The sequence below is a fragment of the Anoxybacillus ayderensis genome (genome assembly GCF_000833605.1).
Lineage (GTDB): Bacteria > Bacillota > Bacilli > Bacillales > Anoxybacillaceae > Anoxybacillus > Anoxybacillus ayderensis.
Genome location: NZ_JXTG01000002.1, coordinates 175,207 through 190,746 on the forward strand (window position 1 = coordinate 175,207; position 15,540 = coordinate 190,746).

The 15,540-nt window shown below is 39.1% G+C and carries 15 protein-coding genes and 1 CRISPR repeat array (1 of these 16 only partly in view); of the genes, 13 read left to right on the forward strand and 2 right to left on the reverse strand.

Features of this window, described 5'->3' with window-relative positions; translation table 11 throughout:
* The gene (locus JV16_RS03130) at nt 1-204 is read right to left on the reverse strand and encodes a DUF2536 family protein (RefSeq protein ID WP_021093932.1); all 204 of its coding nucleotides are present in this window, start codon (nt 202-204) and stop codon (nt 1-3) included.
* 135 nt (nt 205-339) lie between these two features.
* On the opposite strand from JV16_RS03130, the gene JV16_RS03135 reads away from it, so the two are divergent.
* The 5 genes from JV16_RS03135 to JV16_RS03155 all read left to right on the forward strand — a co-directional run bounded on the left by JV16_RS03135 (nt 340) and on the right by JV16_RS03155 (nt 4,091).
* On the forward strand, nt 340-978 hold the full coding sequence (locus tag JV16_RS03135) for a class I SAM-dependent methyltransferase (protein ID WP_021093759.1): 639 nt from the start codon (nt 340-342) through the stop codon (nt 976-978).
* Nucleotides 979-996: 18 nt separating this feature from the next.
* Nucleotides 997-1,695: a 5'-methylthioadenosine/S-adenosylhomocysteine nucleosidase gene (gene mtnN, locus JV16_RS03140; RefSeq protein WP_042534198.1), complete on the forward strand. Its 699-nt coding sequence runs from the start codon at nt 997-999 to the stop codon at nt 1,693-1,695.
* Nucleotides 1,696-1,739: 44 nt separating this feature from the next.
* On the forward strand, nt 1,740-2,663 hold the full coding sequence (locus JV16_RS03145; protein WP_042534200.1) for a PLP-dependent cysteine synthase family protein: 924 nt from the start codon (nt 1,740-1,742) through the stop codon (nt 2,661-2,663).
* Between the two features lies 1 nt (nt 2,664).
* The gene (locus tag JV16_RS03150) at nt 2,665-3,798 is read left to right on the forward strand and encodes a bifunctional cystathionine gamma-lyase/homocysteine desulfhydrase (protein WP_042534202.1); all 1,134 of its coding nucleotides are present in this window, start codon (nt 2,665-2,667) and stop codon (nt 3,796-3,798) included.
* 62 nt (nt 3,799-3,860) lie between these two features.
* Complete coding sequence (locus JV16_RS03155) at nt 3,861-4,091, forward strand: YrhC family protein (RefSeq protein WP_042534204.1); 231 nt, start codon at nt 3,861-3,863, stop codon at nt 4,089-4,091.
* Between the two features lie 507 nt (nt 4,092-4,598).
* On the opposite strand, the gene JV16_RS03160 is transcribed toward JV16_RS03155, so the two are convergent.
* Nucleotides 4,599-5,222, reverse strand: a complete 624-nt coding sequence (locus JV16_RS03160; RefSeq protein ID WP_042534206.1) for a thermonuclease family protein — start codon at nt 5,220-5,222, stop codon at nt 4,599-4,601.
* A gap of 248 nt (nt 5,223-5,470) precedes the next feature.
* On the opposite strand from JV16_RS03160, the gene cas6 reads away from it, so the two are divergent.
* The 8 genes from cas6 to cas2 are packed head-to-tail and all read left to right on the forward strand — an operon-like array spanning nt 5,471 to nt 13,533.
* Nucleotides 5,471-6,196, forward strand: coding sequence for a CRISPR-associated endoribonuclease Cas6 (gene cas6 / locus JV16_RS03165; protein ID WP_042534208.1), 726 nt, complete (start codon nt 5,471-5,473; stop codon nt 6,194-6,196).
* A complete protein-coding gene (gene cas8a1 / locus JV16_RS03170) occupies nt 6,193-7,971 on the forward strand; it encodes a type I-B CRISPR-associated protein Cas8b1/Cst1 (protein ID WP_042534210.1) in 1,779 nt (592 codons plus the stop codon). Before cas6 ends, cas8a1 begins: the two co-directional genes overlap by 4 nt.
* A complete protein-coding gene (gene cas7i / locus JV16_RS03175) occupies nt 7,968-8,873 on the forward strand; it encodes a type I-B CRISPR-associated protein Cas7/Cst2/DevR (protein ID WP_042534212.1) in 906 nt (301 codons plus the stop codon). The genes cas8a1 and cas7i overlap by 4 nt, the downstream gene beginning before the upstream one ends.
* 2 nt (nt 8,874-8,875) lie before the next feature.
* Entirely contained in the window at nt 8,876-9,592 is a 717-nt protein-coding gene (gene cas5b / locus JV16_RS03180; protein ID WP_042534214.1) for a type I-B CRISPR-associated protein Cas5b, read from the forward strand.
* The gene (locus JV16_RS03185; RefSeq protein WP_042534216.1) at nt 9,592-11,769 is read left to right on the forward strand and encodes a CRISPR-associated helicase/endonuclease Cas3; all 2,178 of its coding nucleotides are present in this window, start codon (nt 9,592-9,594) and stop codon (nt 11,767-11,769) included. The genes cas5b and JV16_RS03185 overlap by 1 nt, the downstream gene beginning before the upstream one ends.
* A gap of 16 nt (nt 11,770-11,785) precedes the next feature.
* On the forward strand, nt 11,786-12,283 hold the full coding sequence (gene cas4, locus JV16_RS03190) for a CRISPR-associated protein Cas4 (protein ID WP_042534218.1): 498 nt from the start codon (nt 11,786-11,788) through the stop codon (nt 12,281-12,283).
* On the forward strand, nt 12,284-13,267 hold the full coding sequence (gene cas1b / locus JV16_RS03195) for a type I-B CRISPR-associated endonuclease Cas1b (protein ID WP_042534220.1): 984 nt from the start codon (nt 12,284-12,286) through the stop codon (nt 13,265-13,267). It begins immediately after the preceding gene.
* Nucleotides 13,268-13,269: 2 nt separating this feature from the next.
* Nucleotides 13,270-13,533, forward strand: a complete 264-nt coding sequence (cas2, locus tag JV16_RS03200; protein ID WP_012574449.1) for a CRISPR-associated endonuclease Cas2 — start codon at nt 13,270-13,272, stop codon at nt 13,531-13,533.
* A gap of 185 nt (nt 13,534-13,718) precedes the next feature.
* Nucleotides 13,719-15,540: a CRISPR direct-repeat array (repeat unit 29 nt; unit sequence GTTTTATCTGAACGTAGTGGGATGTAAAG) (it continues 198 nt past the right edge of the window).

The following is a 15,540-nucleotide window of genomic DNA, read 5'->3' on the forward strand; positions in this document are numbered from 1 at the left end:
CTATTTTTTTGCTTTAAAATGCACCATCGCACTGTATAGACGTTGTCCGTTTTCTAACAGCTGTACGTCATACGACACATGATGCACTTCAAGCATAATCGCTTTGTTATGTTCAATTTGTTCATTAATTTTCTTTTCCAATGTTTTTAAATCTGTCGCTTCAAAAAACTCCACTTTATCTTGAATGAGATCAAACGTAATCATCGTCTTCCTCCTTTCTACACGTAGTTTAACACATTTCCATTGAACATCTAAAAAAAATATGGTAGATTGAGAACAGCAATACATTAAATTCATACTATACTTATAGGAATTATTATAATTATGGAGTGTGACATCATGGGACGTGAATTTTTAGACATCTTTGAAACGTGGGCGCAGTCGTACGATTCGTCTGTATACGGACACGATGAACAATATCGTGACGTATTTGACGGATATGAGACGATTTTAAATACAGTCGTTGAAAAAAGTGGCGATGTCGTGCTAGAGTTCGGCGTTGGCACAGGAAATTTAACGAAAAAGCTTATCGAGGCGAAAAAAATAGTGTACGGCATCGAGCCGTCTGCCCCGATGCGCGAGCTGGCGAAAGAAAAACTTGGAGATGTGTCCGTTGAGGACGGTGACTTTTTACAATTTCTGTTGCCGAATGAACAGATCGATACGATCGTGAGCACGTATGCGTTTCACCATTTAACAGATACGGAAAAAGAAGAAGCGATCGGCAAATATAGCGCACTTCTTCGTAAAGGTGGTAAAATAGTGTTTGCTGATACAGCGTTTATCGACCGCGAAGCGCACGAGGCGATGATTGCAGAAGCGAAACAAAAAGGATTCGACGATTTAGCCGAAGATTTACAACGGGAATATTACACGACGATTCCTGCTCTTGAGCATATGTTTACAACGCACGGTTTTACCGTCACATTTACGCCAATGAATCGTTTCGTCTGGTTGATGGAGGCTGTGAAACAATAAGTGAAAGAGGTTGAAACGATGAAAATAGCAATCATTGGAGCGATGGAAGAAGAAGTGGCGATTTTGCGCGAAAAAATTGCCGATCGAACAGAAACGACGGTAGCGAATTGTTCTTTTTATAGCGGCACGTTAGATGGGGCAGACGTCGTTTTATTAAAATCAGGCATCGGTAAAGTGAATGCAGCGATGTCGACGACGATTTTACTTGAACGTTTTGCCCCAGATGTCGTTATTAACACAGGTTCAGCTGGCGGTTTTGCGCCATCATTAAACGTTGGAGATATCGTCATTTCGACCGAAGTTGTTCATCACGATGTCGACGTCACCGCATTCGGCTATGCATACGGTCAAGTGCCAGGCATGCCAGCGCGCTATAAGGCAGATGAACAATTAGTACAAGCGGCTGAAACGAGCGCAGCGCACATTCGTGACATCCAAGTGGCGAAAGGATTAATTGCGACAGGCGATTCATTTATGCACGATCCTGCGCGCGTTGATTTTGTGCGCACACAATTTCCTGATTTATATGCTGTGGAAATGGAAGCGGCCGCGATTGCGCAAGTATGCCATCAGTTTGGCGTGCCGTTTGTCGTCATTCGTGCATTATCAGACATCGCTGGCAAAGAGTCGAACGTATCGTTTGAACAATTTTTACAAAAAGCAGCCCTTCATTCATCTGAGCTTGTTCAATTAATGGTGAACGAGTTAAACAAATAGGAGAGTTTTCCTCTCCTTCTTTTTATCTTTCGGGAGGTCACAACATGAAAGTAGCGAAAAACGTGCATGAATTAATCGGTCATACGCCGATCGTTGAAATTACACAGTTTCCGCTTCCAAAAGGAGTACGTTTATTTGCGAAGCTCGAATATTTGAATCCGGGTGGAAGCGTGAAAGATCGTCTCGGTCAAGAGCTGCTAAACGATGCACTAGCGACAGGAAAGCTTAAAGAAGGCGGAACGATTATTGAACCGACGGCAGGAAATACAGGAATTGGTCTTGCGCTTGCAGCGATCGGGAAAAATATTCGCGTCATTTTTTGCGTTCCAGAAAAATTTAGCATCGAAAAACAACAACTGATGCGCGCGCTTGGCGCAACGGTAATTAACACCCCAACGAGCGAAGGGATGGCGGGAGCGATTCGCAAAGCGAAAGAGCTTGCTGCGGAAATTCCGAACGCTTATTGCCCACAACAGTTTGAAAATCCAGCGAACCCACGCACGTACTACAAAACGCTTGGACCAGAAATTTGGGAACAACTGAACGGACGAATTGACGTATTTGTCGCCGGTGCCGGATCAGGGGGCACATTTATGGGAACGGCTAAATTTTTGAAAGAAAAAAATGCAAGTATTAAAACGGTCATCGTTGAACCTGAAGGCTCGATTTTAAACGGCGGAAAACCGGGCCCGCATCGAACGGAAGGCATCGGGATGGAAAGTTTACCACCATATATGGATGAAAGCTATTTTGATGCGATTTATACAATTCTCGATGACGATGCATTTCGTCGCGTCAAAGAACTTGCCCTAAAAGAAGGATTGCTTGTCGGCAGCTCATCTGGGGCAGCGTTTCATGCGGCGTTGCTAGAGGCGGAACAAGCGAAAGAAGGAACGAACATCGTCGTCATTTTCCCAGATAGTAGCGAACGATATTTAAGTAAAAACATTTACGAAGGTGGGATGTAACGTGAGAAGAAAAACGAAACTCATTCATGGCGGCATTGCGGGAGATGCCCATACAGGTGCTGTATCCGTTCCGATTTATCAAGTGAGCACGTATAAACAAGAGGCAGTCGGGGTGCATAAAGGATATGAATATTCGCGCACAGGCAATCCGACGCGCCATGCGTTAGAGGAGCTCATTAAAGATGTGGAAGAAGGATATGCAGGTTTTGCGTTTAGTTCAGGTATGGCAGCGATTACCGCAGTCATGATGTTGTTCAATAGTGGCGACCACGTCATTTTAACGGACGACGTATACGGTGGCACATATCGCGTCATGACGAAAGTATTAAACCGCTTGGGCATTGCATCAACGTTTGTCGATACGAGCGACTTAGCGAATATTGAAGCACACATTCAACCAAACACGAAAGCGATTTATATCGAAACGCCGACAAATCCGCTTTTAAAAATTACTGATTTACAAGGTGCATCAGAAATTGCGAAACGCCATGGACTATTGATGATTGTCGACAACACGTTTAGCACGCCATATTGGCAAACGCCGATCGCATTTGGCGCAGACATCGTCATTCATAGCGCCACAAAATATTTAGGCGGACATAGCGATGTCGTCGCAGGGCTTGTCGTCGTCAATAACGAACAGCTTGCGCAAGATGTACATTTTATTCAAAACTCAACAGGTGGCATTCTCGGCCCACAAGATTCATGGCTATTAATGCGCGGCATGAAAACGCTCGGCATTCGCATGGAAGAACACGAACAAAATACGCGCAAAATCGTTGAATTTTTAATCAACCATCCAGCTGTCACACGCGTATACTACCCAGGTCTTCCGTCTCATCCAAACTATGACGTAGCGAAAAAACAAATGCGTGGCTTTGGCGGCATGGTTTCATTTGACGTCGGCAGCGGCGAAAAGGCAGAACAAGTATTAACCCGCGTCCGTTATTTTACACTTGCGGAAAGCTTAGGTGCAGTAGAAAGTTTAATTTCACTCCCAGCAAAAATGACGCACGCCTCTATTCCGAAAGAGCGTCGCGACGAATTGGGCATTACGGACGGGCTCATTCGCATTTCTGTCGGATTAGAAGATGTTGACGATTTAATAGAAGATTTAGCACAAGCGTTGGCATAAATTACATCGCCCCCTTTTTTCTTTTCTATGATACATTGAAAGAAGGAAGGGGGACGGTTATTTTGGATGAACAAAAGCGAAATTGGTTAGGAAAAGCGCGTGACTATAAAGCATACAGTCTCGTTTTATTTGCGCTTAGTGCGTTTTTATATGTCGGTACACTCATCCCAAGCGCAATCGACGGTGAAAAGCGTCCACTTGTGCTCGGCACAGTATTCGTTCTCATGCTCGCCTCGATCTTTTTCACTCACCGTTCGCACGCATACGCACGAAAAATAGAAGAAGACGCATAAACCCATTTTCGAACAAAGAAAAAACGTGTAAAATAAAAGAAAATGGGCAAAGGGGGAATGCACGATGATGTGGATGATCACAGGCTTAGTCATCACAGCCGTCATTGGCTTTGTTATTATTGCGGAAGTGAACGCGGAAGCATAAAACAGTCTCCGAATCGGAGGCTGTTTTTTACACAAAGGTTGTGAAAAACTTCACAACCGTCGTCGACCTCCAATCTTGCAAAAATCCTAGGGGATCGACGACAAGTTTTTTTTCGGGATTTTTGCATATGTAACAAGGAATACAGGCTATTGACTGAATTTTCAAATGTGTGTATAATGACATTGTATAGCTTTTCCATGTGTTGATACATCAACACTTTTTGGGGTTTGTATCGTACCTATGAGGAATTGAAACAAAATTTCCGCAACATCAAGGTTCAATGAAAACCGTCGAGTTTGTATCGTACCTATAAGGATTGAAAAAGCTGTTCCGAGGTGTTTTTCGGAACAGCTTTTATGTTGTTATGATTGCCATAGCCCTTTCTTTTGTTGACGTGCTTTTCGTTCAGCTGTAATAAAGCGTTGTTGATATTTGACGTTTGGTTGAATTGTCATCACTCGTGCATATCCGTCTTGGACAAGCGTTTCGTTATACAGCTCTTTTCCGACCCAAACATACGCTAGAAAACGGCCGTACTTGTCTTTCACTCCTACATCAAACTCAAGTGTAACCGTTTGATTGGTTAATCGTTTTTTTGTATAATTAGACGCTTCTTTTCCATATTTCTCTACTGGTTTTTGAGGATGAACAGTTTCTGGCGTATTAACGCCAATGAAACGAACTCGTGATGTTGCGCCGTTAGAAAAACGAACATCGATTGTGTCGCCATCTACTACACGAATAACTTTTACGACATGTTTTGAATTAACACGAACGACAGGAGGATGAATAGTTTTATTTGTTTGACGAATGATATTGCCATTTTTATCGTGATAATGATATTCTCCAGATTTTAGTCCCCATTTTTCGCAATTTGTTCGACAAGTATGCCCCCCGTTTGCATCTGTTTTCCCAGGATGAGCATATACAGAAGAAGTAAAGAAAAGAGTGAAAGCTGTAACAAGCGATAATAGAACCCTTAACAATATCGATCCCTCCCAAGTCCTTATGTTTTTGCTCCCTTCCCTATTATTTGTATATTTAAATATTATGTCAAGAAAGTGTAGAAGATAGATGGATATTTGCGAGTTTTTTGATTTCGAATTTATTAATATAATGACTGAATATGGTATGTTTTAAATTGTTAAATTTTATTGAATTTTCTTTTTATGTGACAAAAAACGACAACATTTTCTTTTCTTTTTCGATAAAATGAAGCAAAAGGAGGTGTCTTATGAGAGTTATTTGTTCATTCCAAGTGAAAAAACTCCCACTTCATTATCGAATGGCAATTGTGTCGATCATGAAAGAAAGTATACGGGCATCTAGCGAGGAATATTACGAAAAGTTGTACATGAATCAAAAAACAAAACCTTTCGTTTTCTCACCTTTTTTAAAAAACTTCTGTTTAAAAGGTGATGAAATTGAGCTAGATGAATTACGCGTTATTGTTAGTTCACCTGATTATGAATTTTTGCTTCATTTGTATAATGGTTTGCAAAGTAAAAAAAGGTTTGAATACAAAGGATACGAATTTATTCGAAGAAAAATAGTAATGGGAGAGGAAAAAAAGATTACATCATCTGCCGTCATATTTCGAACGCTTTCTCCTTTGTTAATAGAAGATGAAAAGAAAATTCCCATTGCTCCAGATGATCCAAATTATGAAAAACATATCAATTACTTAGCCGATACGATTTTATATGAATATCGTGAGAAGGGATTATATAGACCGTTGACGGTGCGACCGATTCGATTTAAAAAGACGGTCATAAAAGAATCTAATCATCAATTTACTGAAAAGTATGGGGAACAACAGCATTTATACTTCACTGCGTATCATGGCTTATTTAAGGTAAGTGGAGAACCTGCCGATTTACAATTGCTTTATCAACTCGGTTTATCAAAACGGCGTAATCAAGGATTTGGCATGCTTGAAGTGGAGGAGGTGAAGGAATGAAGGTTGAATTGCACATGGGGGAATGGATGATTAATATGGGACTTGTCGGGCTATATCGTGTGTTTGAATACGGACGAAAACACGAAATAATTAGCGAAGAACAAAAACATAGCGTGACAGTTAAACCATGGGGAATTGAATTGGATACCGATGTGCTTCCACAATTGCCACGGGCATATTTCTTGTATTTGTTGGAGGAGTATAGTGTTGCTAGAAGGGAATGCGAAAGATTAGATGCTTACATAGAGCAAGTGACAAATGAAAAACAATTTAAAAGTAATATAAATACTTTAAAAAAATCTATATCAGATACAGGAACTAAAATACTTAAATATTTCACTCATGAAACATTGGAAAATACATTAAAACAGATAAAAGAAATAAAGAAATATGAGCAAGTACATCAGCTGGAAGAGCATATACGTACTTTAAAGCAAGTGTATAGTGAACCGAAAATCAATGAAAAATTAACTTTTAATTATTTTAAATATGCTATACTTAAACCATTATTTTTTGGGCAAGTTTCATTTTTAAATGTGTCAAAAAATAATTTAGATTTTGAAGGTCACGTAGAAGAATTTTACAATAGATATGTTTTTCCTGTAGTGAACGATTTATACTTGGAATCTGTCATTAATAATAGTCACTCTATGGAAGCGATAAGTTCTTTGTTAGAAAAACAGAGTGATTATCAACCGTTTAAACAATTAAAACGGGCATGGAAGAAAAAAACGTTAGAAGAAGTACAAGAATACATCAAGACAAAAATAAATAAGTGTCTGCTCTTCAATGAACGTCTTGCTTTTTGCAACTTCGAAGAAATGGTGTTTTCTCCGATAGGGGTTGCGAAAGATGAAGCGTTTAACTTTAGTTGGCATTTTGATAGTAAGCAACCTCGACCATTGTCTTCATTAGCTAAACTTGTGCTTTTATTCGCACCAATTGGATCGACCATTTATTACAAAAACGAAGGAATAAATGAACAAACAGAACGACGATTGTATGCAGGGTTTGTTCAGACGGACGCCACTTTTGCGGAGGTTTTACAGAAAAACAATCATTTTAGGGAGTTAAAGAAAAAAAGAGAGCCTTTTAACAAGATCGTTAGTCAGCTTGTTCAAAGTGTAAAAAAAGAATCGGAATATACAGTCGATCATTTGTTTTTCTTAGAATTCTTTTCGGACTACGACAGTAAAAAAACACACTTGCATTATTACCACCTTCCTATGTACTTAGCCCATTATTTCAAACAATATGCTGACGGGCTTGATTCCATCAAACCATACGACTATCGCGAGCAGTTTGTGCAATATGTATTGCGCGGCGCGGATCCAATTCATGTCATCTATCACTATTTGCGCGATTGCATCAAAAATGAAAGAAGTACGAACGGCCCGTACATTGCTGTGCGGGAGCGGAATCGAATTTTGCAGTTTAAAAAAGGAGTGAGAGATATGGCCACGACAGATAAAAAAGTAAGCGCATTGTTTATGCAAGGGCGAGAAATTCGCGATGCGATCATCCGTTCAAGCGGTTCGGAGAAAAAAGTAACAAGCATTGCTTACCGTTTATTAAACGCTGCAAAAGCCGGAAATCGAAAAAGTTTTATGGATACGCTTTTGCGTATTTACATGTCGGCGGATCGCCCGATTTCTCCCATTTTCTTAAATGCGCTACATGAACGGGATTTAGATTTTGCGACAGTGGCGAATGCGTTTATTGCTGGATTACTAGCAAATCAATATAAAGAAGAACAGGAGGAAGTTCAAGCATGAAAAAAGCGTTAACGATGACCGCGATTTTTCAAGCAAACTCATTAAACTATGGAGAAGGTATTGCTAATATTTCAGAGTTGAAAAAATTTCATCGCGGCGATGGCGAAGTATATACGTACGCATCGCGACAAAGTATCCGTTACGATATTGTTCGGCTCGGGAACGAACTGTTTGGGTGGAATTTAGATACTGTTACAAAGGCGAGCGATGGGGGAAAAAGCGTCGTTCAATTCAAAAAAGATATTTCAATTAGAGATTCAGTAGAGATGGATTTATTTGGATATTTAAAAACAAAAAAAGGTGAAGGAGGAGAAAAACGTCCTGCTGTTGTTCGTCTAAGCCATGCGATTTCGCTTGAGCCATACAAAAGTGACTTGGAATTTTTAAACAACATGGGGCTCGCAAGTCGCATTGGACAAGATGCTAACTTGGCCAATATTGAACAACATCATAGTTTTTACACATATACGATTACCATCGATTTAAACCATGTCGGTGTAGATGGGGAGATTGAACTTCCAAGCGAAGAAAAAGCGAACCGTGTCCTTCAGTTGCTTGAAGTGTTAAAAGTGCTAAACCGTAACATTCGCGGACGACAAGAAAATTTATCTCCTCTTTTTGTCATCGGTGGAATGTACAATGTCGCCAATCCGTTTTTCCTCGGGCGCATGCAACTAAGTGTAACAGGGAACGGATGGGCCATTCAAACGAAGCCAATTAAAGAAACGATGGAACAAACATTTGCTGGAGAAGCGATCGGCAAGGATACACGCATCGGTATATTGAGCGGTGTTTTTGCAAATGAAGGAGAGTTGTACGATGTATTCAACGAGCAAGTGATGCCTGTCGAGCTGTTTTTCCAATATGTTTCAAAACAAATTCAAGCGTATTACGGTGTTTAAATATGAAGGCATTACGATTAAAGTTATTTCAAGAAACAGCGTGCTACAAAAAGCCGTTTGCTTCCAAAGTGGCGGAAACGTATCCGCTTCCGCCATATTCAACCGTAAAAGGAATGATTCACGCTTTGCTTGATGCAAACCAATTCATTCCGATGCGTCTAAGTGTACAAGGGACGTATGAAGCGAAGTTGCTTGATTATCAGCGATATTATTTTTTCAAAAAGAAAGAACTATCAAGCTTTCCGCTTGTACTAGATGGGTTAGCACGAATGGAATTTTCCTACGATAAAAACGAAATCACAACGATGCCAATGTACACGCATTTGTTGCACAACGTCCATTTATTAATCCATGTCGAAGCAGAGCAACACATCTTAGAACAAATCATTCATGCTATCGAGCATAGTACCACTCATTATAGCCTTGGGCGGTGGGAAGATTTAGTTCGGATTGATGAATATAAGCTCGTAGAAGTCCAAGAGCTTGAAGAAGAAGGGGAGACTTTGCAGCGAGATGCTTATATTCCAAGACATCTTCTTGATCCAGAAACAAAAAGTATTCCTTATCAGCTGAATTGGAAATATGAAATTGTTAATGGAATTCGGCAGTGGGAAAAAATTCATGTTGGTTATGTTCAAAAAGGAATTGAGGCTCCAGAGGGAGTATGGATTGATGAAGATGGGGAACTAGTTTTTTATCATCTGCAGGAGGGGCAATGATGACTTTTTATGCAAAATCGGAGGGAAAAGAGACGATTCGTGAACATACGGATCGTCTCCTTCATAATTTAAACTTGTTAAAAAATGCTTACGGTTACAAATTCATGTTAATGGACGAGCGAATGTGGAAGCTGTTAGAAATAGCTGTGCAATATCATGATGTTGGCAAAGCAAATACGGTATTTCAAAACAAAATTCGTCAAGTAATTCATGAATCCGTGTTAGAAACAGATGTAGAAACAAATGTGCCTCACAATTATTTATCAGTAGGATGTATCCCGCTAAAACAGCTAGACTTCACGAAAGAAGAAGAGCGACTGCTTATTCACGCAGTCGGTTATCACCATGAGCGTGAGCAATTTCCAGAAAAAGAAATGATTCGTCATATTTTAGAAAACGATATAAAGCAACAGTTACCACAACTAAGTGAACATATGGGATTACCTATGACAGAAAAATTTTCATATCGATTCGTTGATCGATTGTTAAAGCGATATACGTATCATGACGGAGAAGAGTTTTGGAAATATGTCATGATTAAAGGATTGCTACATCGTTTAGACCATGCGGCATCTGCTCATATGGATGTCGAAAGAGATGTAGAAAAATCAATTTACATAAATGTAAATGAATATATGCAAAAACAAGGATTTTATAAAAACGATTTGCAACAATTTGCTGAACAACATCATGATAAGCATGTGATCGCGATCGCACAAACGGGAATGGGTAAAACGGAAGCAGCCCTTTTATGGATTCGAGATGATAAAGCATTTTTTACATTGCCACTTCGAGTGAGCATTAATGCGATATACGACAGAATAAAAGAAAAAATGGGCTATGACGCGGTTGGGTTGTTACACTCCACGAGCGTGCATTATTTAGTAGACAAGGAGGAAAATTGGGAAGAATTAAAACAGCAGTCTGAACATTATGCGAAGAAGTTATTGCTTACAACCATTGATCAAATTTTAAAGTTCCCGTTTTATTATAAAGGTTTTGAAAAGGAACTAGCAGCGATGGCGAATGCAAAAATAGTAATCGACGAGATACAAGCATATGAGCCGAGAATTGCAGCGATGTTAATCAAAGCATTAGAAATGATCCATCGTGTAGGTGGGAAATTTATGATTATGACTGCCACACTTCCAACTTTATATTTGGATGAGCTAAAACAGCGAAATGTGATTGACAACGACCAGATTGTAGTTGGGGAGTTCATCGATACAAGCGTACACCGTCACCGTATTCGCATGCGTGCGGAGGGGATTGAGGAAACAATCGGAGAAATGTTAGAACTGGGCGAAACGTCACAAGTGCTTGTCATTGTCAATACTGTTCGTAAGGCAATGAGTCTTTATGATAAATTTTTAGACTGTGATACACAAGTCCCTATCTACTTACTCCATTCGCAATTCACACAAGAAGATCGTCAGTTGTTGGAAAAGCGCATTAAACAATTTAACGAAAAAAATGAACGAGGAATTTGGATTACGACGCAACTCGTCGAGGCGAGTATTGACATTGATTTTGATTATTTGTTTACCGAAATGTCAACGTTAGATAGCTTGTTTCAACGTTTCGGACGTTGTTACCGTAAAAGAGCACTAGACCATGACCATTGCAATATTCACATTTTTACTGAAAAGATCTCTGGCATTCCAAGAGTATATAACGAACATCTTGTAAATGAGAGCATTCGGCTGTTAGAGCAATACGATTACCAAATTGTTGACGAACGTGCCAAGGTAGAAATGGTAAAGCAGCTATATGATCGAAAACAATTAAAGGGCACATCATTTTTGAAAGAGTTTGAAGATGCCTTATATATGTTTGACAATCTCGATCCATACGGAATGGATAAACGTGAGGCGCAACAAAAACTGCGTGATATTCAAAACATCCAAGTTATTACGCGGCAAATGTATGATCAAATTGAGCATCTATTCGAGCAATATAAAAAAGAAAGAGAATGGAGAAAGCGGTTGAAATTACGAATGGAAATTGAAAAGAAAACAGTTAGCGTCCAGCGATATGTAGCGGAAAAATATGTGTCGGAGCGGTTGCCAAAGCCATTTGACCACATATATATTGCCTATGTTCAATATGACTTTAATCGTGAACAGTTGAAAGGAAAAGGCATTTTATTGGACAAACCTTCATCCAATCAACATTAAGAGGGAGTTTATATTCATGGTTAGTGGTGTGCAAATGCAGTATTACAAAGTGTGTAAGCGGAAACTATGGTTGTTTTCAAAAGGAATTGCGATGGAAAATGAACATGAACGTGTCATTGAGGGAAAGATTTTACACGAGCGGGCTTATCCACGTTTGGAAGATAGGGAAATTTTGGTTGATGATACATTCAAGTTAGATGCTTTAGATAAGGAGTATGTTCGCGAAATTAAGATCTCTAGCAAAATGTCAGAAGCCGATCGATTTCAAATGTTGTATTACTTATATGAGCTAAAGAAACGGGGCATTACGAAGAAGGGATTGATTAGCTATACGAAGGAGCGGAAAACAGAAGAGGTAGAACTGACAGAAAAAGATGAGAGTGTGATTGAAAAGGCGATAAAGGAGATTTATGTCATTTTACAATCTCCTTTTCCACCACGGTTAAAAAAACTTCCTTACTGTACAAAATGCGCATATTATGAATTTTGTTTTGCGCTAGAAGGTGATGATTAAATGTTACGAGATCACTATATTTTTTCTAACGGCAGATTGAAAAGAAAAGATAATACGCTATACTTTTTGGATGAACAAGAAAATAAAAAGAGCCTTCCTGTTCATCAAACGGATAATTTATATGTATTTGGAGAAGTAGATTTAAACTCGTCGTTATTGAACCTATTGAGCCAGCATGATGTTCATCTTCATGTATTTAATTACTATGGTTTTTATGCAGGAACGTTTTGTCCGCGAAATAAAAAAGTTTCAGGATTTACTGTGGTACAACAAAGTGCCCATTATCTCGATCACGAGAAACGACTACATATGGCGAGGTTGTTTTTGCAAAGTGCCGTGCATCATATGCTACGGAATATTCGACGATACAAAGAAAAAACGGAGCAATATGTAAAAGACATCGAAGAAGAAGCGAAAAAGATGGATAGTGCTACGACAATTCAAGAGCTAATGGGGTTAGAGGGACGCATTCGCCAACATTATTATCAGTCATTTAATGCAATTTTGAAGCAAGATTTTATCTTTGAAAAACGAACGAAACAGCCACCCCAAGATCCATTGAATGCCCTTATTTCGTTTGGCAATTCGCTTTGTTATACGGTGGTTTTGTCGGAAATTTATAAAACACAATTAGATCCGACTATTAGCTTTTTGCATGAGCCATCAACGAAGAGATTTTCTTTATGTCTAGATTTAGCGGAGATTTTCAAGCCACTACTTGTTGACGTTGTGATTATTTCGTGCATTAATAATCGCATCATCACCCAGAAGCATTTCGATTTCCTCGATGGAATGGTGTTGCTAAGTGAGGAAGGAAAAAAGCGTTTTATTAAAGAGTGGGATGAGAAGCTATCAACAACGGTACAACATCGGAAACTGAAGAGAAAAGTAAGTTATCGGTATTTTATTCGTCTGGAATGTTACAAACTCATTAAACATTTCATTGGCGATGAGCCTTATAAACCATTGAAAGCATGGTGGTAGTTATGTTTGTAATTATTACGTACGATGTTGGGGAAAAGCGCGTAAATAAAGTGTGTAAAAAGTTAAGAGAGTACTTAACATGGACACAGAACTCTGTGTTCGAGGGGGAAATTACTAAAAGTTTGTTAATGAAATGCTTAAACGAAATCGATCAAATTATCGATGAAGATGAGGATTCCATTTATATTTACGAAGTGGCTAATCCGAAGAACATCAAGAAGCAAGTATTTGGACAGGAGAAAAACTTTGATGAACTTTTTCTTTAACATTTGCAGTGAACCTCTAATTTGAAAAAACGGAAAAAATGCTTGATATATCAACAAGAAATGCGGTAGTTTTAGGATAAGAAAAAACACGACTGACGCTTCACTGCAAAAAGTAGAAACTTGTCATATCAACCATTCTCCAAAATCGTTGATATGACAGCACTTTGTGCTTTTAGATTTGAGGGGTTTTATCTGAACGTAGTGGGATGTAAAGCGCGCATAAGCTGTTGACAGAAAAAGAGCAGGAATGCGAGTTTTATCTGAACGTAGTGGGATGTAAAGAATTGTTCGAAATATATTCATTCGAGTATAAAGGCGGTTTTATCTGAACGTAGTGGGATGTAAAGACATATGACCGTATTGATCGCATTGTCTTGCGATTGTTTTATCTGAACGTAGTGGGATGTAAAGCTATCTACATGGGCGGTAATCACAACCCCGATTTTAGTTTTATCTGAACGTAGTGGGATGTAAAGACAACAATGGGATGAATTCATGGCAGGAATACAAGATGGTTTTATCTGAACGTAGTGGGATGTAAAGAAAATCGTGATAGTTTCTTATGAGACAGCTAATAATTGTTTTATCTGAACGTAGTGGGATGTAAAGGTTGGTTTGCTTGCAGGATTATCTGCTAAAAATAAAGGGTTTTATCTGAACGTAGTGGGATGTAAAGGCTCTTTTGTTAGGGCGGAAACGTCGATTGTCTTCGGCGTTTTATCTGAACGTAGTGGGATGTAAAGCGGTTTTCTTTTTGCCTGGCAATAAGGCTTCGAGCGCGTTTTATCTGAACGTAGTGGGATGTAAAGGCGAATGTTCGTGTATCGTTCTATCGTCCCTGGATTGTTTTATCTGAACGTAGTGGGATGTAAAGTTGTTCGTCAATACGTTGATAGTGCGGTTGGCGCAGGTGTTTTATCTGAACGTAGTGGGATGTAAAGGCTGCTGAAACAAATAGAGGTTGATAAGTGACGAAAAGTTTTATCTGAACGTAGTGGGATGTAAAGTTTACTGTTTCAGATGTAATCGGTAGTGTGAACTCTGTTTTATCTGAACGTAGTGGGATGTAAAGAACTTTTGTACATAAATTTTATCATTTTTTCTCTCTGTTTTATCTGAACGTAGTGGGATGTAAAGCCGAGTTAGGCGGAAATTTTGGTCGTGGGGGTTTAAGTTTTATCTGAACGTAGTGGGATGTAAAGTCAAAAAAGAAGTCTTTTGATTCTGATTATATTTTAGGTTTTATCTGAACGTAGTGGGATGTAAAGATTGGAACGGAAAAAGTATTTTCTTCTTTGACTTTTCCCTGTTTTATCTGAACGTAGTGGGATGTAAAGGAAGAATATATGATTGCTGAAAAGAACGGAATATCTCGGTTTTATCTGAACGTAGTGGGATGTAAAGTGAATTTGCGTGGGATAAAGCGAACAAAGAAAGAGGACTTGTTTTATCTGAACGTAGTGGGATGTAAAGTGAATTTGCGTGGGATAAAGCGAACAAAGAAAGAGGACTTGTTTTATCTGAACGTAGTGGGATGTAAAGCGTGGTCTATTGCAAAGAACGGAGCCTAAAACGCGGTTTTATCTGAACGTAGTGGGATGTAAAGGCGTCTGCGTCATTGATCTTTTTATGCCAATACTCAGTGTTTTATCTGAACGTAGTGGGATGTAAAGTATTACTTTTGCGTAAATTTTTAAATCGTTAACTGTGTTTTATCTGAACGTAGTGGGATGTAAAGTTTTGGGTGCAAAGGTTGGATGAAAAATGAACGCAGAGTTTTATCTGAACGTAGTGGGATGTAAAGCGAGCATTTCATCATCTTGCGTGTTCCCTAATAGTAGGTTTTATCTGAACGTAGTGGGATGTAAAGATACATCTGTCGATAATGATTTTAAATTTCTCATTTCCGTTTTATCTGAACGTAGTGGGATGTAAAGTGGGACATTGGTCGGGCATTTGACGCGGTTTTTGGTTCAGTTTTATCTGAACGTAGTGGGATGTAAAGCT